21 protein-coding genes are annotated in these 21,701 nt (G+C 40.9%); 3 read left to right on the forward strand and 18 right to left on the reverse strand.

The window, feature by feature from the left end; genetic code table 11:
* Nucleotides 1-2: 2 nt before the first annotated feature.
* The 7 genes from porW to KJK34_RS11165 form a co-directional block, all read right to left on the reverse strand.
* Nucleotides 3-2,702, reverse strand: coding sequence for a type IX secretion system periplasmic lipoprotein PorW/SprE (gene porW / locus KJK34_RS11135; protein ID WP_223053963.1), 2,700 nt, complete (start codon nt 2,700-2,702; stop codon nt 3-5).
* A gap of 153 nt (nt 2,703-2,855) precedes the next feature.
* On the reverse strand, nt 2,856-3,551 hold the full coding sequence (locus KJK34_RS11140) for an ABC transporter ATP-binding protein (protein WP_223053964.1): 696 nt from the start codon (nt 3,549-3,551) through the stop codon (nt 2,856-2,858).
* Between the two features lie 12 nt (nt 3,552-3,563).
* On the reverse strand, nt 3,564-5,033 hold the full coding sequence (locus KJK34_RS11145; RefSeq protein ID WP_223053965.1) for a DUF5687 family protein: 1,470 nt from the start codon (nt 5,031-5,033) through the stop codon (nt 3,564-3,566).
* A 61-nt stretch (nt 5,034-5,094) separates the two neighbouring features.
* Entirely contained in the window at nt 5,095-5,796 is a 702-nt protein-coding gene (locus KJK34_RS11150) for a hypothetical protein (protein WP_223053966.1), read from the reverse strand.
* Entirely contained in the window at nt 5,783-6,403 is a 621-nt protein-coding gene (locus KJK34_RS11155; RefSeq protein WP_223053967.1) for a hypothetical protein, read from the reverse strand. The genes KJK34_RS11150 and KJK34_RS11155 overlap by 14 nt, the downstream gene beginning before the upstream one ends.
* A 3-nt stretch (nt 6,404-6,406) precedes the next feature.
* Nucleotides 6,407-7,015 carry a hypothetical protein gene (locus tag KJK34_RS11160; protein WP_223053968.1) on the reverse strand — a complete coding sequence of 203 codons (609 nt, stop codon included), beginning with the start codon at nt 7,013-7,015 and terminating at the stop codon, nt 6,407-6,409.
* A 2-nt stretch (nt 7,016-7,017) separates the two neighbouring features.
* Nucleotides 7,018-7,365, reverse strand: coding sequence for a PadR family transcriptional regulator (locus KJK34_RS11165; RefSeq protein ID WP_223053969.1), 348 nt, complete (start codon nt 7,363-7,365; stop codon nt 7,018-7,020).
* Nucleotides 7,366-7,500: 135 nt separating this feature from the next.
* Here KJK34_RS11165 and KJK34_RS11170 point away from each other — a divergent pair, with 135 nt between their 5' ends.
* Nucleotides 7,501-8,553: a ferredoxin--NADP reductase gene (locus tag KJK34_RS11170; RefSeq protein ID WP_223053970.1), complete on the forward strand. Its 1,053-nt coding sequence runs from the start codon at nt 7,501-7,503 to the stop codon at nt 8,551-8,553.
* Nucleotides 8,554-8,685: 132 nt separating this feature from the next.
* On the opposite strand, the gene KJK34_RS11175 is transcribed toward KJK34_RS11170, so the two are convergent.
* Together KJK34_RS11175 and KJK34_RS11180 are read right to left on the reverse strand one after the other, a co-directional pair.
* Complete coding sequence (locus tag KJK34_RS11175) at nt 8,686-9,735, reverse strand: glycosyltransferase family 9 protein (RefSeq protein WP_236937639.1); 1,050 nt, start codon at nt 9,733-9,735, stop codon at nt 8,686-8,688.
* Nucleotides 9,736-9,744: 9 nt separating this feature from the next.
* The gene (locus tag KJK34_RS11180) at nt 9,745-10,350 is read right to left on the reverse strand and encodes a DUF4254 domain-containing protein (RefSeq protein WP_223053971.1); all 606 of its coding nucleotides are present in this window, start codon (nt 10,348-10,350) and stop codon (nt 9,745-9,747) included.
* A gap of 67 nt (nt 10,351-10,417) precedes the next feature.
* On the opposite strand from KJK34_RS11180, the gene upp reads away from it, so the two are divergent.
* Entirely contained in the window at nt 10,418-11,071 is a 654-nt protein-coding gene (upp, locus tag KJK34_RS11185) for a uracil phosphoribosyltransferase (RefSeq protein ID WP_223053972.1), read from the forward strand.
* Here upp and KJK34_RS11190 read toward each other — a convergent pair.
* Entirely contained in the window at nt 11,066-11,995 is a 930-nt protein-coding gene (locus KJK34_RS11190; protein WP_223053973.1) for a DUF6427 family protein, read from the reverse strand. The genes upp and KJK34_RS11190 overlap by 6 nt on opposite strands.
* 50 nt (nt 11,996-12,045) lie before the next feature.
* On the opposite strand from KJK34_RS11190, the gene KJK34_RS11195 reads away from it, so the two are divergent.
* The gene (locus KJK34_RS11195) at nt 12,046-12,273 is read left to right on the forward strand and encodes a DUF6341 family protein (protein ID WP_223053974.1); all 228 of its coding nucleotides are present in this window, start codon (nt 12,046-12,048) and stop codon (nt 12,271-12,273) included.
* Here KJK34_RS11195 and purD read toward each other — a convergent pair whose 3' ends face one another.
* From purD to KJK34_RS15320, 8 genes are read right to left on the reverse strand one after another with little or no spacing between them, the layout of a single operon-like run.
* Complete coding sequence (gene purD, locus KJK34_RS11200) at nt 12,274-13,545, reverse strand: phosphoribosylamine--glycine ligase (protein ID WP_223053975.1); 1,272 nt, start codon at nt 13,543-13,545, stop codon at nt 12,274-12,276.
* Between the two features lie 20 nt (nt 13,546-13,565).
* Complete coding sequence (locus KJK34_RS11205) at nt 13,566-14,933, reverse strand: undecaprenyl-phosphate glucose phosphotransferase (protein WP_223053976.1); 1,368 nt, start codon at nt 14,931-14,933, stop codon at nt 13,566-13,568.
* A 1-nt stretch (nt 14,934) separates the two neighbouring features.
* Nucleotides 14,935-15,918 carry a UDP-glucuronic acid decarboxylase family protein gene (locus tag KJK34_RS11210; protein ID WP_223053977.1) on the reverse strand — a complete coding sequence of 328 codons (984 nt, stop codon included), beginning with the start codon at nt 15,916-15,918 and terminating at the stop codon, nt 14,935-14,937.
* Nucleotides 15,915-17,228: an O-antigen ligase family protein gene (locus KJK34_RS11215; RefSeq protein ID WP_223053978.1), complete on the reverse strand. Its 1,314-nt coding sequence runs from the start codon at nt 17,226-17,228 to the stop codon at nt 15,915-15,917. The genes KJK34_RS11210 and KJK34_RS11215 overlap by 4 nt, the downstream gene beginning before the upstream one ends.
* Nucleotides 17,218-18,360: a glycosyltransferase gene (locus KJK34_RS11220; RefSeq protein ID WP_223053979.1), complete on the reverse strand. Its 1,143-nt coding sequence runs from the start codon at nt 18,358-18,360 to the stop codon at nt 17,218-17,220. Before KJK34_RS11220 ends, KJK34_RS11215 begins: the two co-directional genes overlap by 11 nt.
* Entirely contained in the window at nt 18,329-19,543 is a 1,215-nt protein-coding gene (locus KJK34_RS11225; protein ID WP_223053980.1) for an O-antigen ligase family protein, read from the reverse strand. Before KJK34_RS11225 ends, KJK34_RS11220 begins: the two co-directional genes overlap by 32 nt.
* On the reverse strand, nt 19,540-20,334 hold the full coding sequence (locus KJK34_RS11230) for a glycosyltransferase (protein WP_223053981.1): 795 nt from the start codon (nt 20,332-20,334) through the stop codon (nt 19,540-19,542). Before KJK34_RS11230 ends, KJK34_RS11225 begins: the two co-directional genes overlap by 4 nt.
* A complete protein-coding gene (locus tag KJK34_RS15320) occupies nt 20,300-21,670 on the reverse strand; it encodes an O-antigen ligase family protein (RefSeq protein ID WP_223053982.1) in 1,371 nt (456 codons plus the stop codon). The genes KJK34_RS11230 and KJK34_RS15320 overlap by 35 nt, the downstream gene beginning before the upstream one ends.
* Nucleotides 21,671-21,701 lie beyond the last annotated feature (31 nt).

Below are 21,701 nucleotides of genomic sequence, written 5' to 3' on the forward strand. Positions count from 1 at the left end.
TTTTATTTTATGGCTGTAAATTCTGTAAAATTTTTCTTTACCTGTACCACCTTATAATCTTCACTTGAGATGACATAAGGGGTTTCAGCAATTTTATAGTCTTTATAGTCTTTCAGTACAGATATGGCATCCTCTGCGGCTACTTTGCTGTTAAACCCGTGCATAACCAAAAAGTCAGATTCTGCTGTATAAACATCCTGCGTAAGGATAATTTTGTTGTTAAGCCCTTCCTTAATATATTTCTGTATCTTTTCTTTCAGTGGCTTTATGCGTGGGTCATTAGGGTTATCAAACTTAAAGATAACCTTCCAGGTACCTGCCGGTGCGCCAAAGGCAAGCTTTTCGAGCGCGGGGATATCCGTTTTAAGGGTAGCCTCGGCCTCTTTGCCTTCTTCGCTGTTAGGGTATGTAAGCGCAACATAATTAAGCCCCTGCTTATAAGCCTCTATACCCGCAAGCCTACCGTCGGCACGTGCCTTTAATAATTCAAACTTAGAAACTATCGGTTCTCCTGTATAAATATCTACAGCCTCTTCGGTAAGCGGAAGCACTTCGCGCACCTCGCCATTCTCATACCTTTTAAATAAGGCTGCATAAGCCGCCTCAGGGCTTTGGGTTTTACCCGCGCCCAGTTCAGGGTTCCTGATAATCTCGGCATACCTGCTGTCAGGATATTCCGCCAGTATCTGATTTTTGTAAAGCGCTGCCCTTTCAGGATTTATGATTTCATAAATTTTATACAGGTTGTATTTAGATGGTAAAACAAGCCTTTCTTCAGGATTGCTAACCAAAAGTTTTTCCAGCTTATCGGCAGCACGCTGGTATTCCTTAAACTTCTCTTTGTATATCAACCCTAACTGGTAGTATGCAAAGTTACGGTCTTTGGCAAGGCTGTCCAACACGGTTTGCGAAGTTGGCAACTGGCTTATGTAAAATTCAGGTGTAAATCTTGGCTCGGCTAATGCGGCATCATTTCCGGCAACGGTAGTAAGCGTGTCTGCATCGTCCGGTTGGTTATTGCGTGCCACATTGCGCAACTCTGACGCCCAACGCCAGTTATCGGCCTGCGGGCGGTTGCCCCATTTCTTCTGGAATTCTATCTTACCGTATGAAACATTTGCCGTGTTGTAAAAGTAGAATTTGCCGCCACCGCCGCCTGAGCTGCCCGGTGCGCCGGGGCCGATACTGCCGGGCTGCCTTCGCGCAAGCTGATTGCTACCCGCTGCCTGTGCTCCCTGCTTTTGTGCAGATAAGCTGTTACCCCTGTTGGCGGGAACCGTTGCGCCCATTAACGCATCATTACCGCCCGGTGAGCCCATAGGCTGGATACCGCCGGAACGCGCTATATTTGCCTGTCTTTGTGCTTCCTCTTCAAGCCTTTTGCGTTCGGCTTCTTCCTTTGCTTTAAGCCTTTCTATATATTCTTCATAATAGGTTACCCTGCCTGCTTCAGACAATGAAACAACATGTAAAATACTGTCGTTGCGCTGTGCTATGCCTTCATATTTAATTACATCGGCAAGGTTATCCCTTTTCTTTTTGATGCTCCTGAACTCCCTGCTCATTTTGTCGAGGTAGGTCATGGTACTGTCATAATAAAACCCCGCAACAGGATATTTGGCATTCTCGAAATTAATTTCCGCGATATTCCTGTAGTTGGAAGCCCTCATATAACGATCCTGCGAAGTAGCCCTTAACGACTTGTTATAGTAATAAACCGCTTTATCATCTATATCCTGCCTGTCATAAAACAAGGCCACCTGATGGTTTATAATGTCAAGGTATGGCCTGTTCTCCCTGTCTTCAAGAAGGTCGCGGTATTTCTCCATAAAGGCAAGGGTATCTCCTGCTTTATAATCAAACTGGCCTGCCTGCATGGCGTGTGCCTGTATTACATACCGCCTCGGCGATTTGCGCTTCATGTCTATCACCTGCTGAAAATAAGCATAGGCGCTGTCTGGCTTTTTAGTCTTGCCATACAGTTGTCCTATTATAAAGCGGTAGCGTGCTTTTTCTTCATTCCGGGTAGTATATTCAACTGCTGTTTTAAGTGCTACGATGGCGCTGTCGGGCATTTCTGTTTTTAGGTATCCTTCGGCAAGCATGGCATTTGCGTCTGCAAATACCTGGTCGTCAAACTCTTTATCCTGTGCCAAAAGCTCCCTCAGGTTTTTAATGGCTATTTCATCATTGCCCAGGCGCATGTTGGTTTTTTCACGCCACACTTTGGCAAGGTCTATCTTATCGCTGGTTGGATATTTGTATAAAATGTAGTTAAAAGCCTCTAATGCGGGAACAAAACGGTTATCGTAGTACCGCGACTGCCCAAGCAAAAGGTGCGCCTCGTCCATCTGGGGGTTTTTCTCGCTGCCGCCAATGTACATAGAGTGTTTTTGTATGGCTTTGGTAGCTTTGGTCTCAGCCCTTTCAAAATTGGCATTCTTTTTACCGTCCGGCGCCATTTCTTCTTTGGTTGGCTGCATGCGTTCTACCGGCAGCACCTCCCAAAAGTTATCGTTATACGTGCCGTTAAGCTCTTTAACGCCTGCATCAAGCGCTATGTTGCCGTTATATAAAACATTATATTCTGTTGTAACCGCATGGAAGTTACGGTTAACAAAATTGTTTTTTTTGGTAGAGCATGCCAAAAAGGCTCCCGCTGCACCAAAAAGGAGAATATATTTATAGGTACTGGTTTTCAATTGTATACAATTTTTATCCTTTTAACTGCCAAAAACGCATTTTAGTATAAAGAGGGGTAAAAATACACTTCTTTTTGATAAGAGGGAAATTGTGAGTGCCAAAATTGCAGAAGCATAAAAAAACCCTGCCTTATGGCAGGGCTAACTTTATTTTTAGGCGGCAAAAAACGCTTCGAGTTCGCGGAGTGTTTCGGCAGATGTTTGTATATCTTTAACCACCTCGCCTTTTTGCAACGCCACTATACGGTTACTTACCTCTATAGTGTGGGCAAGGTCGTGGCTCGATACCAGTATGGTAACTTCCGGGTCATCTGCCAGTTCCTTAAGCACCTTTTTAAGCCTGAATTGTGTGGTAGGGTCTAAATTGGCAAAAGGCTCATCCAGTATAATTACTTCCGGCTTACCTATAAGTGCTGCGATAATTCCCACTTTTTTCTGGTTACCCTTGCTCAGGTCGCGCAGGTATTTCTTTTTCTGGAGTATCTCGCCGTTAAAGAAATCTTCATATTGGGTAAGGAAAGCATCCACATCGGCTTTATTAAGCCCGCGCAGGTCGCCTATGAAATAAAAATACTCTTCCGGCGTAAGGTAGCCTATAAGAAAGGTTTCATCAAGAAAAGCAGAAGTAAACGGTTTCCATCCTTCGCTTTCGTTTATTTTGATATTATTAGATGTAATATATCCTGCCGATGGCTGTATAAGGTCGAGCAGCAGGCTGAAAAAGGTTGTTTTACCTGCACCGTTATTACCCACAAGCCCAAAACTTTCTCCTTTAGGTATTTCAAGGCTTGCTATGTTTAAAACTGTTACGCCGTTATATGCTTTTTTAAGATTATGAACCTGTATCATGATTTGCGTGTTTTAATTTTTTTGTTTGTATGAATGAAGCGTGGCATATTTTTCTGCCTTATAAATCTTCTCTATCATAGAGAATACCTTATTGCGGAAGGCAAAACCGGCTACACCTGCCAGTATTACCAGTATGCTTCCCCACCATTGCCCTATAAGGTTTTCGCCTATTACATACAGCAGCATGGGTACAAGCATTTTAGGCAGCGATATCAGCATGGTTTTTACATTAAACGCTTTTTTGTCGCCAAAAGCCTGCTTGCTCGAAGCAAGGTCTATAGGGGTTTTTATGTAAGCACCTCCTAACAGTACAAGGTGCGAGTTTACGCCTATATTAAATACTGCCCCTGCTATTATCATTACATATATGTCCCAGCCATAGTACAGGTAAAAAGAAGCCAATAATGTAGAAGCCAGCGTACCGATTACCACCAGCCACCACTTGGCCGAAATATACTCGCGGTACTGTATGTTCTGGCTCATCATCAGCGGGTAATAAGCACTGTCCCAGCTTGGCACAAACTGCCCAAATGTAAACAGGAATCCCCCCGTTACAAATATGGCAGCAAACATTTGCAACATACTGTTGTCATACATTTCCATTGCACCGGTAAAGAACAGCAGCCCGTAAAACAGGAATACCACACTCATTATTACCGTTGTTTTAGAACGCTTGTTGCGCCTTATAAGCCTTATGTCATTTTTAAGGAAGGTACCCAGTGTGCCATAGCGGTTGAGCCAGCTGTAATTTTCAGTACGGGCTTCTTCCTCTTTCTGCGAAAGCCCTGTATCCAGGTGCAGGTTACCGTAAAAATATTTATATGTAAGTACCCACAGCGCCAGCAGCGCAATTACAGGTATTACAACCATGTAATAAGTAGCATAAAGCCCATGGTAAAAAACGCTGGTATAGGTGGTAACATCAAAAACGCTGTAATATTGCAGTGCGCCAAAACCAAGCAGTAGTGCTGTAAACACAGCCAAAAGGCTGTCTTTATTGTTTAAAAGTATATTGAGGAAGTTATTGCAGTAAATAAATGCAAGTATGCCTGTAAACCAAAGCATGGCATTTAGCGGGTCGTAACTCTCTTTAATTAAAACAATTGTAAACGGCAGCAGGAAAAACAGGTGCGACCAGTTAAAAAAGGAAAGCAGTGTTTTGCCTATGGCAAAATTTACAATAGTGCTGCGCTTTATGGGCAGTGGCAAAAAGGGCCGGATGTTAATTACCGGCAGCTTTTGCAGGAAAAGCCTGAACACAAGGTCGAAAACAAGGTAGTACAGCATGTATTTGCTTACTACGGCAAGCGGATCTGAAGTAATGTCAAGCAGCAGGTAGTACCCTCCAAAGCCAAAGGCAAGAAATATGGCTATAAAGTAGAGTGCACCAAGAACTTTAAACACTGTTAGCACCACATTGCCTGTAAGTGCCGACGACCTGATAAAAGCTTTCCACTCGAGAGCGATAAATTTTCTGAACATTTTTTGGTGGTTTTATAGTGTTAGTAGCAAAAAGGCACCAAAAGTTACAAAATTTTTTCTGCTATTGCTGCAACAGCCTGTACTCAGGGTAGGTTTCGGCCAGATGTTTTTGTGCGTTGTGCGGCAATATATATAAAGCAGTATATTCAAGAAGCACAACTACCGCTATAAAAACGGCGAGCCCCCATCTTATCGGCTCTGAAAGATAATAATCTGCCAAGTGGAGGTTTAACTGCATAGGCAGGTACAGCATAGGGCCAATGCCGCCACAGCTAAAGATAATATCTTCTAAGAGCCAGCGCCTTCCGGTGGACTGTGTCTTTTTATGATACATTTTCTTTATCTTAAAAAGCCTTACCAGGCTAAAAACCATAACAATAAAAAGCAGTGCACTGTAAATGTATGCCGAGAGCCCAAGCAGGAAATATACCGCAACAACAGCCGCGATGCTGCCAAACACCTGCGGAAGCTTTAAATAATTTTTAAAGTAACCCCAAAGCAGCTTATAATACTTTTTGGTAAGGGCATTCTGGCGCTTCTCCACAATATCAGAGAAACCGAAAATACCGAACTTTTTAAATTCGGCGGTAAGCGCATCTTCAAAACTGAGCTCAGGGTGCTGCTGCCACCGCTCTTCTATGGCATTGGCAAGGTGGTCTGCCAGTTCTGCCTGCAGGTCATAATGCTCTACAAAGTGCTGCCGTGTAAACCGGAACAGCCTTTCTATCTCTTCTGCAGATACTTTTCTTTTATCGGTTTCCATCATATAAAAGTTTATATTTAGCTGCCAGCGTATAAAAAGTGTAGATACCCGACAGCATAAAAACCGTAAATAATGTATAATAGCCAATGAGCCAGTTAGTATCGGATATCAGCTTATCGGGGCGGATGAGCACAAAAAGTATATAAGCCGTACTGGTTAACGCTGAACCCAGTTTATCTACCACCGAGAATTTAGAATATCCTCCCTTTAAACCAAATTTTGCCAACAGTACCATTACAAACAGCAAAAGCAAATAGACTACTGTAAGCGCATCTTTTATGGTTTCGGGTTCATACACATCAATTGCAAGCTTAAAAATAATTACCAGCAGGGCCGTAACTGCGAGAAATCCGGGTTTAACCATAGTTTTTAGCAGCGCTTTAAAGGCACGGCGCCTTGCCTGCTTTGCAAAAACAGTATTATTATTAAGCAGGCTTTTTTTGTTCTCCACCATATAATGCCGGAAGTTCTCCATAAAGTCTCCCTCCTGTTTTTCGAGCGCGGTAGCCACATGGTCAACCATTTCAAAACGGATGTCGGTATATACCACGCCCGAGTTACGGAGGTAGTTGTCAATAAATTCTATATGTTGGTTAGTCAGATTCATTTCTTACACATATCGGGACTTATAAAGTTTATACTGCTTTTCAGATGTTGCTATCATGGCAAACGTAACAGTATTAATGAGTGCGTAATAAACCGACACAGCAAGATTACCCGACTCAGCAAGCCAGTCTCCTGCATAAAGGGTTGTATATAAAATAACAAGGCTGAAAATACTGAAGCCTACTGCCCCGGAGTAGCTTCTCCTGGTATAAAATGCACGGAACAAATATTTGACTGACAGGTACAATGATACAATGCAAAAAATAAAAAAGCCTATCCTGCCTGCATTTTCGGCAACCATAAATTGTAACAGTAACTGCATCAAACCAAAAAAAGCAATAAATGCGATTAGAAATCCCGGCCTGGTAAGCGTTTTAAACACTTCTGCATAGGCCCCGGCAGATGTGGCAAAGAACATTTTGCGGTTGGTGCGCCTCAGGCTCTTTTTATTCTCTTTAATGTAACGGTTAAGCTCTGCTTCAAAATCGCCGCCTCCGGCTTCAAGCTGTGTTGCAACGTGGTCGGTAAGCTCGCAGCGAATGTCTAAATAAGCAATACCTATTTTGCCGAGGGCTTTGTCTATTTCAGTAATTTGTTCAGGTGTAAGTTTCATAGTTAAAATTGTAAGTCAGGATTAGGTTTGTTATTTACAAGCGTTTGCATGTTCCGGATAAACTCTTCAAGCTCAGCCAGGCGGTTCACGGTTTCTTTCTCGCCATTCTCGGTAAGCTTGTAGTATTTGCGCATGCGGTTATCTACACGCTCTACCTCTACATCAAGCAGCCCTTCGGCTTCCAGCTTGTGCAATGCGGGGTAAAGCGCCCCCTCTGTAATGCTAAGCTCACCGTTGGTAATCAGTTTAACTTTCTGGGTAATTTCATAGCCATACATGCGGCCGTTCTCTTCCAGCAGCTTCATGATTATCGTGTTGAGGCTTCCTTTATAAAGGGGTGAGTTTTTCATTCTGGTATTATTGATATATCACTACAAATATATACATAATTTTCTTATGCATAATAAAGTTAGGTATAAAATATTGTCAAGATATATGCTTCGGCTGTAAGTAATGCTTAATTTTGCAAGTAAATTCTATACAATATGTCAGATTTTCATACTTTAAAAATAAAAGATATCCGCAGGGAAACCCCGGGGGCAGTAAGCATTGCCTTTGATATTCCTGAGAACCTTATTAACGATTATAAATTTACAGCAGGACAGTATATTAATCTTAAAACCCAGTTTGAGGGGCAGGAAGTACGCAAAGCCTACTCTATCTGCTCTTCGCCTAACAGCGGCGAACTTCGCGTGGCCATAAAGGCGGTACAGAACGGTGGTTTTTCTGATTATGCGAATGAAAAACTTGCGGTGGGCGACACTATGGAAGTAGGCACACCCGAAGGTAAATTTATTTTTGAGCCGAAGCCTGAAAGGCAGCGTAACTATGCAGCCTTTGCTGCAGGCAGCGGTATAACGCCTGTGCTTGCCATTATACAATCGGTTTTAGAGGGCGAGCCCGAAAGTACTTTTGTACTTGTTTACGGCAACAAATCGCCCGAAGACACTATTTTCCACCAGTTCCTGCACGACCTGCAGCTACAGTATGTAGGGCGCTTTTTTGTGCATTTTGTGTACAGCAAGGCACGTGCTGAAGAATCGCTTTTTGGCAGGATAGACCGCTCTGTGGTAAACTTTGTAATTAAGAACAAACACAAGGAGAAAGAGTTTTCTAAATTTTACCTGTGCGGGCCTGAAGAAATGATTAAGACGGTTAATGACGTATTAAGGGAAGCCAATATACCTGAAAAGAGTATAAAGTTTGAGCTGTTCTCTACGCCTATTGCCGAAAAGAAAATTGATGATAACCTGGAAGGGCACTCTAAAATTACGGTATTGGTTGACGATGAAGAGACAACCTTTGTAATGTCGCAAAAAATGACAATACTGGATGCTGCGCTTAAGCAGGGTGTAGATGCGCCATACTCCTGCCAGGGCGGTATTTGCAGCAGCTGTATGGCACGCATTACCGGCGGTACAGCCGAGATGAAAAAGAACGCCATACTTACTGACAGCGAAATAGCAGAAGGCCTCATCCTTACCTGCCAGGCACACCCCACCTCTCCGGAGATTTATGTGGATTATGATGATGTATAATCTTAGCTACAAGCTAAAGTAAAAAGAAAGCACTGTTTAAATTCCATTTCAACCACATAAAAGCGTAGCCGGGAAACTCTGTAATTGCTTAAAGAGACTTCTCCTTCGACGAATAGAATTTAAACAGTGCTTTTATAATTTATTAAAGTTGAGATGCTTTGCTACTGCTGCCACAACCGCTTCGGGCTCTATGGTGCGCATAGCGTCTTCATAACCTGGTACTTTTTTATTACCGTAAACAGATGTAGGCAGTTTCGGGTACCGTTTCCTGTCGGCAGTAAGGGCATTGGCTTCAGGCTGGTTGAATGGTGCAAAACCCGCAAACGGGTGTGTTGCGCCCCAAAGCGTAACCACATTAATGCCATACATAGCTGCAATGTGGGCATTACCGCTATCCATGCTCAGCATAACATCAAGATTGCTTATCAGTTGCAGCTCCTGCTTAAAGCTCATTTTGCCGGCTACTACCAAAACATTTTCTTTACCCTGCGCTAAGCTTTCCAGCTTTTCTATTTCGTGGCTTCCTGCACCAAATAAAAACAGCCTGTTAGCGGGTTCTTTTGCAAGGCCGTCTATAACCTGCTGCATTAAATCTGTAGGGTATATTTTAGAGCGGTGCTTGGCAAAAGGGGCAATACCTATCCAGTTTCCTTTGCGAGGGCCGGTTATCGCCAGTACATCAGCCGTAAAATGCTGCTTCTCCGGAAATTCAATTTTGCTTAAATTGACAGGAAAACCGAGCTTTTCAAAAACTTCGGCATAGCGCTCTGCTACGGGCACAATAGGCTTAAACACCTTATTATCAGGCCTTACAAGCGCTGCACGCTGAGAGCGGGCTTTATCAAGCGTGGCGACTTCTTTGCCGCGCAGCCTGAACAGCAGCGATATAACTTTGCTGCGAATAACATTATGCAGATCGGCTACATGGGTGATGTGCAGTTTTTTAAGATCCGAAAACAGCCTTAGCAGTCCGCCAAAGCCTTTGTGCTTTCCGTTAGGCTCGGCAGCAAAAAAGTTAACGTTCTTTATTCCGTTAAAAAAAGGCTTAAAAAAACTCCTTGATACTACGGTTACCTTTACTTTTTTATGCTGGGCTGTAAGCGCCCTTAGTACGGGCACCATAATAGCAACATCGCCCATGGCAGAAAGCCTGAAAACCAGGATATGCTTTTTTTTAGGCATTAAGCAATACTACTTTTTGTTTTGGTAAAGAACCGGATTAAGCTCTTCATCATTATACATTTTCATCTGCTTATACACCTTCATGTATTTGTCGCCGTTCTCAATATCAGTAAGCAAATCGTCAATGGCAGAAGAAAGGTCTTTTTTCTGTTCCAGCAATACGTTCAGTTTTTCAGTACACTTCAGCCTGTGCTCCGGCGATGCATCCTGCCTGTTGGCCTCTTCGCTCATGTGGAATATTTTAAGTGCCAGTATGCTTAGCCTGTCTATTGCCCACGCAGGGCTTTCGGTGTTAATGGTAGCCGTTTCCTTTACCTGTACATTGCTGTACTGCTGTAAAAAGTAGCTGTCTATATATTCCACCATATCGGTACGTTCCTGGTTGCTGGCGTCAATACGCCTTTTTAGTGCAAGCGCCTCTACAGGATCTATCTGCGGGTTGCGAATGATATCTTCCAGGTGCCACTGCACTGTGTCTATCCAGTTTTTGGCATACAAAAGATGCTCTATCTTATCTTTACGGAAAGGGTTATTAATAGGCTGATCTACATTATCATACTGATGATAATCTTTAATACTCTGTTCAAAAACAGGAAACGCTATTCTGGAAAACATAAGTTGTATTTTATTTACAAATATAGTTTTAATACTTTTATCCTGCTAAACAAATATTAAAACCCAAATGCAGGTACATTACATATCCCAGCAAAACAGCATCCTTAACCATTTTGTAGGCCAGTTGCGCGATGTGCAGGTGCAGAAGGACAGCATGCGCTTCCGTAAAAACATAGAGCGCATTGGCGAAATTATGGCTTATGAACTGAGCAAGACGCTTGAGTATAAAGATGTGGAGATAACCACGCCACTTGGCATTAAAAATACCACTGCGCTTAAAGATGGTGTGGTGCTATGCTCTATACTCCGGGCAGGATTGGCATTGCATACCGGGTTTATGAACTTTTTTGACGATGCCGAAAACGGTTTTGTTTCGGCATACCGCCACCACCCTAACAATGACGATGATTTCGAGATACTCGTAGAATACCGCGCGGCGCCTTCTTTTGAAAATAAAAACCTGATACTGGTAGACCCCATGCTGGCCACCGGGCAGTCTTTAGTGGCTGTTTTTAATCAGCTTACGGAAAAAGAAACGCCCAAGGAAATACACATAGCGGTTGTTATTGCCGCGCCCGAAGGTGTTGCCTGGCTGGAGGAGCACCTGCCAGACAGCTGCCATTTATGGATAGCCGCGCTTGACGACTGCCTGAATGAAAAGAAATATATAGTACCCGGGCTGGGCGATGCGGGTGACCTTGCCTATGGCAGTAAGCTATAGCTGCATTAAAAATAGCGCGATGGCGATAGCAGTTATAATAATTGTAACCGCCTCTTTAAACCAGTTGTTTTGCTGCGCCTCAAGATAGTTGGCTCCCATTATAGCAAGCGGCGCAAAGGTAAACGCCAAAAAGCTGTTGTTTTTATCATCTGAAAGCACATAAATAGCCACGCCTATTAAAAACGAAAACAGTATTTTTTTGTGCGATGACTGCAGGTTAAGCGGCTTGCTGCTTATAGAAACAATGTATGGAAACAGGAACAGCACCGATACCGAGGCAAAAATAGCCAGCGCAATATTCTGGTAAATATTCTCAAAATAGGTAAAATCGAAGCTAACGCTTATCTCGCCCAGTACATGACTGAAAAAACCTTTATCAATAATTAACGCCGCCATTAAATAAAGTACTGATACAGCAAAAAAGGCTATAAAAGGTATTATCCAGTTGCGGTAATCGCGTGATACGTGGAATATTATTGAGATGAATACCAGAATAATATAGATGATACTCCAAAAGTGGAATACTGCAGCAGCAAATATCCAGAAGGAAGCGTCAAAAATCTTTTCTTTTGGCGTTATAAGTGATTGTAATGAGATGAGCCTGCGCAGCGCCAGCAACAGGAAAAAGTTGGAAATGATAATATTTGTATTTACCAGTATGGTGGGAAACAGTATTAAAAACACCATAAACAGGTACATAGCGTAGGTGTTTGCCTTACTGAGGGTATTTTTGTGGGTAACAAAATTCACCAGGAAAAGCGAAAACGCCAGCAACAGCAACAATCCTGCTTTTTGCAGTACTAAATAGGTATACTGCGCCCAGTAATCGTCTTTAAAAAGATACAAAAAGTAAAAGATAACAAGTGTACTGCCTATCAATACATAGTTTATAGGCCTCGATTTATTAAAAACACTTGCTAACATGTAGAAAAATTATATACTTTTGTGGATGTAAATATAATACTTGTTTAAAAATGAGAGCATTTTTTGAAGGAATAGGCTACCTTTTTGAGATATTGTTTATCCCGCTTGACTTTATCCGTAAGCTGGAGCTTGATAACTGGTGGATTGCCAACATTATAACCTGGATATTTATCATTATTTGCTGTGCAGCTACATGGTACTGGATCAAGCAGCTGCAGGTATTTAAAGCAAACAACGACGACGAGCAGGATACTACGGCTCACTCGTTCCTGTCTTAATTACAGGTCGAAACCGATATCCTTACGATAATACATCTTATCAAAATGTAGTTTTTCTATATTTTGGTAAGATTTTTTTATGGCATCTGCCCAGGTATCTCCATAAGATGTTACGGCCAGTACACGCCCCCCGCTGGTAACCACGTTTCCGTTTTCAGTTTTTGTCCCGGCGTGAAATACTACAGAGCCTTCTACATCCGCTAGCCCTGATATAGCCTTGCCTTTTTCATAATCTTCCGGGTAACCGCCCGATACTACCATTACGGTAGTGGCGCTTCGCTCATCTGTTTCGAGCACTGCATCACCAAGCCTTTCTTCAGCTACGGCTTCAAACAGCTCAACAAGGTCGCTTGTAAGCCTTGGTATCACTACTTCGGTTTCAGGGTCGCCCATGCGCACGTTATACTCAATTACATAAGGTTCATCACCTACTTTTATAAGCCCGATAAACACAAAGCCCTTATATTCTATATTGTCGTTTTTAAGCCCCTGTATGGTAGGCTTTACTATGCGCTCTTCTATCTTCTGTAAAAACACCTCATCCGCAAACGGAACCGGCGAAACGGCGCCCATACCGCCTGTGTTAAGCCCGGTATCGCCCTCGCCTATGCGTTTGTAGTCTTTAGCCATTGGCAGCAGCTTGTAGCTCTTTCCGTCGGTAAGTACAAAACAGCTAAGTTCTATACCGCTAAGAAATTCTTCTATAACCACTTTAGCACTCGCCTGCCCGAATTTAGCCCCTACAAGCATATTACGCAGCTCCTGCTGCGCTTCCGCAAGGTCATTCAGTATAAGTACTCCTTTTCCTGCTGCAAGCCCGTCTGCTTTTAATACATAAGGCGCTTTAAGCGTTTCTAAAAAGCGGCAGCCATCTTCCACCGTTTCTTTACTAAAGCTGCTGTATGCAGCAGTAGGTATATTATTTTTAATCAGGAATTTTTTTGCAAACTCCTTGCTGCCCTCAAGCTGTGCACCATGTTGCGAAGGCCCTATAACGGGAATGTGTTTCAGCTCATTATCATTTTTAAAATAATCGTATATCCCTTTTACAAGCGGATCTTCGGGTCCAACCACAACCATATTTATAGCCTGTTCTACAGCAAGTTGCTTTACTGCTTCAAAATCTAAAGGGCTAATATTAACGTTTGTGGCTATTGCATCTGTACCGGCGTTACCAGGGGCTACAAAAAGCTTATCGCATTTTGGGCTTTGCAGCATCTTCCATGCCAGTGCGTGTTCCCTTCCTCCCGATCCTAAAAGTAAAATATTCATGTTGTGTGTGTTGTATGTTATCAGTATGCTTTCTCATCGCCCGTAATCATGTTTGATACGGTTTGTATTATAATCTTTAAATCGAGCAGCAGCGACCAGTTCTCTATATAAAATACATCATATTTTATACGGTTAATCATGTCTTCATCTGCATTTATCTCTCCGCGTGCACCCCTTACCTGTGCCAACCCGGTAATGCCCGGCTTAACGCTGTGCCTGAAAAAATATTTTTTTATCCTGCCTGTGTACATGGTATTGATAGAACCGATGTGTGGCCTTGGCCCTACCACCGACATATCTCCGAGCAATACATTAAGGAACTGCGGCATTTCGTCTATACTTGTTTTCCTGATAAACTTACCGATGCGGGTAATGCGCGGGTCGCCTTTAACGGTTATACGCTCTGTATTATTATTTACCTGCATTGACCTGAACTTATAGCACGAAAAATGTTCGCCATTTACCCCTGCCCTGCTTTGCTTAAAGAATACCGGGCCTTTAGATTCGAGTTTTATAAGTATTGCCATTAGCGGTATCAGCCACGAAAGCAGCAAAGTTACAACCAAAAGCGAAAATATAATATCAAAAATGCGTTTGATGAGGCTTGCCACCGGGTCATGCAACGGAGTTTTACGTAACGACAGTACCGGGAAAACCTCATAATAATCTACCCGCAGATTCTTCGAAAAGATTTCTTTGGTATCGGGTATAAACTTAATGGTCTTGTTGTTCAGCTCGGCATACTCTACAAGGTCTTTAAGCATGGCATTGTCAAGCTCATTGATGGAACAGTAAATGTCGTCTATATTATTAAGCGTGGCAAAGTCTTTTATTTCATCAAGCCCGCCTACTATCTGTGCATTTTTTTTAGTATCAGAAAAATACCCGAAGAAACGGTAGCCGTAGTCGGCTCTCTTGTCAAAAAGTTCCTTAAGATTTATTGCTTCCTGGGTAAAGCCTACAATTATAACATTGCGGTAATTACTGCCGGTGGTAATACGGTATCTTTTCAGGTAATAAAAAAGCAGGAATTTAAATATACCAATAAGGCTAAAAGCGGTTATCATGTATTCGGCTATCTTCTGCCCGCTGAAAATTGTGGCTTTCTGGAACGGGAAAAAAGCAATTACCACAAGCAGGAACAATATCCCCTGGCGCACCAGCTTGGTAAAAATTTGTATTGCGGTACTGTAACGGTAAACTTCATAGAAACCAGAAAAGTAGGATATGATAGACCAGCACGCTACCTGGTAGGCAGTAAAATGAAGGTTGTTTACACCAAGATCTTTAAAAAAGTAACGGTAAAGCAGGCTTATAACCAGTATATCAAACAATACACTGATAGGCCTTAAATACTTTGAGTACCTGCCCCTGCCGGATAAAATCATTTTAATGTATAAATCCTGAAAAATCTTTGTGTTCTTCCTTTAAAAGCTCCTCTTTCGACAGCGATTTAAAGTAATCATATGTACGCTTCATACCTTCTGCACGCCCTACCTTTGGTTCCCATCCCAAAAGCTCTTTTGCCTTAGTTATATCCGGCTGGCGCTGCAGCGGGTCGTTTTCCGGCAATGGCTTATATATAATTTTTTGCTGTGTGCCGGTAAGTTTTATAATTTCTTCGGCAAAATCCTTTATGGTAATTTCATCAGGGTTGCCAATATTTACCGGATATGCATAATCAGAATTAAGCAGCCTGTATATACCTTCTACCTGGTCATCTACATAACAGAAAGAGCGCGTTTGCATACCGTCACCAAAAACGGTTAAGTCTTCGCCACGAAGCGCCTGCCCGATAAAAGCCGGAATTACACGTCCGTCGTTTAAGCGCATGCGGGGGCCGTAGGTGTTAAATATACGCACAATTCGCACATCTACATCATGAAAGGTATGATATGCCATTGTAATAGACTCCTGAAAACGTTTAGCCTCGTCATACACACCACGCGGGCCAATGGTGTTTACGTTACCATAATAATCCTCCGTTTGCGGGTGTACCAGCGGGTCTCCATACACTTCTGAAGTTGATGCAATTAAGATACGGGCTCTTTTAACCCTTGCCACACCCAAAAGGTTGTGGGTGCCTAATGAGCCAACTTTTAAAGTTTGTATCGGAATTTTCAGATAGTCTATAGGGCTTGCAGGAGAAGCAAAGTGCAGTATATAATCAAGATGCCCCGGAATGTTTACAAACTTGGTAACATCATGATGGTAAAACTCAAAATTTTCGAGTTTAAACAAATGCTCTATGTTCTTAAGGTCGCCCGTTATAAGGTTATCCATGGCTATTACATAATAGCCTTCTTTTATAAACCTGTCACACAGGTGCGAGCCAAGAAAACCTGCGGCTCCGGTAATCAAAATTCTTTTCATAATGCCCTATTATTTTTATTTACCGGCAAAAGTCCTGTGTTGAACAGGCAGTAAAACATGGTAAAGAAAACCACTCCCCTTTGCCTCCACAGGAATGACTCTGTCAAAAATAAACTTATCATGAGAACTGCAAAAGCAATATGAATAAATTCTTTGTTTTTTATGGAATTTTTAAGGTTTACAACTAACAACACAACAACAATAAGCAACCCGAAAATACCCAAGTCGGCAAAGGCCTCTATGTACTGGTTGTGGAAATTTATTTTGTTATAAGTTATTCCACCCTCGCCCGTATGGATAAGGTTATGCTCCACTCCCTTTCGCTCGATGTGCGGAGATGAAGCATCTAAACCATAGCCGGTAAGAAAAATATTGTCTTCCTTAAGCATCTCGTTAAATATGCGTGCCTGATACACTCTAAGTGTAGTACCGGTTAGATAATCATTAGCCGTAAATGTTTCCCTGCTCCATGCTTCATCAAAACTAACATGATGAATTTCAGCATTATCATTGTCAATACTGTTGTAGTGAAATTCTGTGGCTAAACGTTCGCTTATTTTTCCGTAATAGCCCAGTGCTCCCGCCATACCAAAAAACACCAGCAGCGCTATCATTTTAAACTGCCTGCCCATGCCCGAATAAAAAATATAATAGACAGCTACAAGCAGCACAGATGTAAGAATAATTATTTTGGAAGACAGCAAAAAAAGAAATATCATTAAAAACAAAAGGGTAAGGTATCCCCAAAACGTTTTGTTCTTTTTGCATAAAAAATGAAAAGCCGCCATAGCCACCATTACAGAAAGGTAAACCGCGCTAATATCTTTAGTGGCAAGCTCATGGTAAAAAAATACTTCGGTGTTGCCTGTGTTGCTATACCTGAAAACCGCCTTTACCATTAAAAAAACAGCAAAAAGGAAAATCATCAGGCTATAGTTGTTGAGTATTTTACGCACGCCTCTTTTAGAGAGCTGCATGTTAAGGCAAAATGCAACAGGGATGAACAACAGTGCAGATTCCCTGCCAAGCGCCTTAAATGTGGCTTTTATATCTTCTGACCAGATGGCTGAAATTACCATAAGTGCAAAGAACGCCAGCAGGGGCATTAACACAGGGCGCAACTTTACATTTTCTTTATTGTAAGATAATAGTGTATAGGCCACAAACAGTATAAGCGTTAAACTATTATACACATGCGGAAGCGGTATGGTGAGCAGCCCTGCAGAAATAAAAAAGATGAGCAGTTTTTTACTTGGCGGAAGCCCGGCTCTTTTTAGCAATGCATGCCTTGAAAAGTAATTATCTCCCATGTTTAAAACGCTTTACAAAATTTTTATAGTGGTCTTCTAAATTTTGTATTGTGTTTAATATGTTATAATTTTCTGTGAATTTTGTAAAAGATTCTGCCCCCATTGCTTCCCTTTTGGAATTATCATTTAAAAGGGTAATGATCTTTTCAGCATATTGAGCCGGGTCTTCATCATCAATTACATAACCATTAACACCGTCTTCAATTAAGTCGCGGTTACCGTCGCAATTACTTACTACACAAGGTTTACCTAATGCTAAACTTTCTATAACGGAATATGGGAGTCCTTCGTATCTGGATGTTGAAATATATAGAGCAGAATTTTTTATGATGGAAAAAACATCATTACGAGAGGTCCAGTCTAAAAGTGTAATACTATCTTCCAGTTTCAGGTCTGTAATAAGTTTCTTTATCTTTTGCAGATCTTCACAGTAGTGCCCTACACCCATAATTACCAAATGAATGTTTTGCTTTTCTTTTACAGATGCGATAACACGTATTAGAAGACTGGTATTTTTTTGATAGCTGGGCCTCCCTACTGTACAAATATACTTATCAGGCCATGTTTGTGGTATAGACAAAGGTTTAGCAGATTGTGGCGGCTCAATACTATTGTTGTAAAGCAGAATCCTATCTTTTGTAAAACCAACATCTAAAGCACCTCGGTTTGCCTCTGACGGCGATGTGGCAAGCAATGCTGAGTTACCTCCCCGAAGCAGTTTCTCTATAAATATATATATGTTTCGCTTTAACGGATTGTTAGTGCTTAAATAAGAAAATGCATTAGGAGTATATAGGGAGGGTATGCCCGCCAACTTTGCCGCAACTCGGCCAACCACTCCACCTTTGGCACTATGTGCATGAACCAAATCGGGCTTAAGCTTTTTAAGAAGTTTAAAGGTACTGTAAATTGCCTGCAGGTCTTTTAAGGGTGATATTTCTCTGTATATTGGGAGTTTATAGTCTTCCAGTATATTTCCGTCTTTATCAGTAAATGGTGTTTTTGCATCATCTGTGCTGTGGATGATAATATTCTCAATTTCTTTATTGTTTACATTGGTAAGCAATGACCTTAAGTACACATCTATCCCCCCAACCGCATTAAGAACGTGTACTACCCTGATTTTTGACATTGTAGGTGTATGAATTTATTGAAATAATTGTGGCAAATATACTAAAAATGTAACAGCCTGCCTGCCGGTACAACACGTTCTCTACCAACAGAAAAAGCACCACAGCAATTAATATAGCCGTATAAAAAAAGTTTTTGTGCACATGTAGCCAAAGGCTTATCAAAAAGCCGGAAAAAAGCAATAAACCAAGTAACCCCTGTGAAAGAGCAATATCTATAAATTGGTTGTGAGAATTAAATTTTTCCGAAAGATAATATTCTTTTTTAGACGGGTTTTTGATTACGCCTGAATAACAATTTATAAAATTAGTTTCTATCTCTTTGTTTGTTTTAAAGCCAGTTAGCAGGTTAAATGAAGGTTTTTCTGTCATGCGCGCTGCACAGGGCCAAATAACTATTCGTGGCTCATAATCTGATGCCACTGCGACAGATTCTTCCCAACTTTCTTCTATAAAAAACCTTTTGGCCATATTATCATTAAAAATAAATAATACTATTACGATTGCTACAGAACCTGCTATTATGAATCCTCTTAGCTTACCCGGCAGTTTAGAGTAGAAAAGTATATACATCCCCAACATAATAATCAGGGTTAAGAATGATATACGCGCAGCTATAAGCAGGACAAATAGTACCGTTATAACTGCACTTGCTATTAAACAGGCCTTGTAACGTGGATGTTTGTTAACAAGATTAAGTGAAAATAAGAACCCTAACACCGCAAAAAATCCGGCATAGGGCCTCTCCATCACCAAAAGCTGGTTTACCATCTCTCCATTGGTAAAAGGAAGGCTACCGGTTGTAAGATAATTAATTGTTATAACTGCAATACTTACCCATATAACTAACTGAACACATATAACCATCGATACTTTTATAATGTTAATATCCTTAAGGTTAAGAAGTAATATAGGTATTATGAATATTATTAGATATTTTTTGAAGTGCGACCATTCTGTAAAAATATTCTGAACAACTAATCCTTTAATAAAAATGTAAACCAGCAGCACATATAGCAGTACTACTGGTGGCTTTAACAGCGGCTTAAAGTTTACATTTTTTATATTGAGCAAAAACAGCAGGCCTAAAAGAGGCAATAATATATTAGGCAATGCCTTACTGAATGGCAACCCGATAAGGAGTATGGCAAAAACATAATCATATATGCCAAGAATTTTTTTCATCTGAAAATTTTGCTTTTTATAAATAAGATTATATCATTTGGCATATAGTATAATACTATATTTCTTAATAATCCATAAACAGGATAAAAACCGAAGTAAAAATTATGCTTTATTACTTTTATCCGGCTCGCTACCTGCTGTTTTCTGCGAGTGGCAGAAATACCATTAGGATTTAATTCTATTTTTACGAGATATTCAGGGATATTATAAACCTTATAGCCTTTAACAAACTTAAAAAAATAGGCATAGTCTTCGGCTGACTTATATTCTATTGGATATTTGCCTATTACCGACAGCATGGCCACCCTAAACATAACAGCAGGATGAATAAACATACAGTTTACATAAAATTGCTTTCGAATTGCCTCTGTTGTAACCGGAAATTTAAGGTTATAAAACATGTCCCCGTTGATGGTGGCCATTCTGGCAAAAGAGCCTATTAGCTTTACATCTGGATTATCCTGCAAAATTTTTTTTTGTATTGCAAACCTTTTGCCGATGTTTTTATCACCGCAGTCTAAACGCGCTATGTAAGTATAAGAGTTTGATTCAATATAATCCAATCCACGATTAAGAGCGTGCTCTATACCGCGGTTTTGATCCATATAAATAAAAACCAACTTTCCTTTTGCAGTAAAAGCAGTTACAGCTGCCGCCTCATCCGGCTTTTCACGACTTCCGTCGTCTACCACAATAACATCAACCTCCTCTGATGAGTCAATCGATGTAAGTGAGGCAACCAGCCCTTCGGGATTATTATAATGTGGTATGAGCACTGCTATACTGTTCATTCTGTATAGGGTTTTGAATTAGTTTAATAAGTATTGCTGCCGAAAGCCAAAATCCATATATCCTTAAACTATCTACCTGCATCCAGTTAAGCAGAAAACCAACAAAGCTCATTAGGAGTATTGTAGCTATTACAGTATCGGGAGATAGATGTTTAGCTCTCAAGATCTTTAAGCTTTTCCTTATAGCATAAATAAACCATGATAGTAGTATTATAAAGCCAATAATGCCTGTTTCGGCAAGATAACGGGTATAAAGATTAAATGCAGGCGGGAATGAAGGTTCAAGCTGGTTTTTATAATATAAGTCAAACTCATAATTATTTTTTGTAGCCCATAGCGGATATTCGTGCCTTGCATGGTAGGATTGCTGGCCATAACCGACACCGACTATAGGGTTTTCCGCGAAAACCCGTAATGCGGCAACCTGCATACCAAAACGTGATTTATTCGATACGCTTTCGGTAAGGTTATTTTTAAAGTCAAGCGAATCCAGCCGTTCTTTAAACGCCTCAACTAATGTTTTACTGTTTAAAAGTAAAACAATAAATACTAAAGCTGTACCATACTTAAATGAATTGATTATTAAACGCTTGTATGCAGGCATCTGGTACAGGATTACTACAAATATACCCGCCTGGATTGTTATTGTAATAAGTGCAGTGCGCGACCCGGAAAAAAAAGTGAGCAGCAATACCATAATACCCGGTATAAAACGATAAATGCTTTTATGCGTTAATATATAGCTGAACATCCAGCCGGAAATGGTAATCAGGTATATAGCAAAGAAAGGCGGTTCAAATGCTACCGATGAAATCCGGTTGTCGTGATAATGGGCCCTAAAAATCGGAAATATATCAAATGCTTCATACAACACTCTAAAAGCGGAAATATGTACTATTGATATTGCTGCCTCAATTAAACCATATCCGCCTACCAGAATAAATGAGTACAAAAAGATTTTCCTTATTTTGATAAGCAAATCTTTGTTGCTCATCCGCCATATTGCATTGACAAATAAAACCGGGAAAATAAAAGCAGCTATCAGTAAGGACAGGTACTGCCTTATAAACCTTTCTATGCCTCCTGTCATTTTAAAATAGTTGGTAGATACCGTATTATAATTTAAAATCGTACATATAAAACACCAGGAAATAAATAAAAGTATTAATAAAAACAACCTGTCTTTATAGGGTATAATAATATATCGCCCAAAAAAAAGTGATAAGAACCCAAGCAGGAAAAAATAGGTGCCCAACTCATTACTGTACTCACCTAAAAAGGAGAGGCCTTCAAAATCATTGAACGGGAAGAAAAATAATCCTAGTGTAAATAACACATAGGAAAAAGTTTTTGCTTTACTTGCCCCC

Source organism: Flavobacterium coralii (assembly GCF_019891545.1).
GTDB lineage: Bacteria > Bacteroidota > Bacteroidia > Flavobacteriales > Flavobacteriaceae > Flavobacterium > Flavobacterium coralii.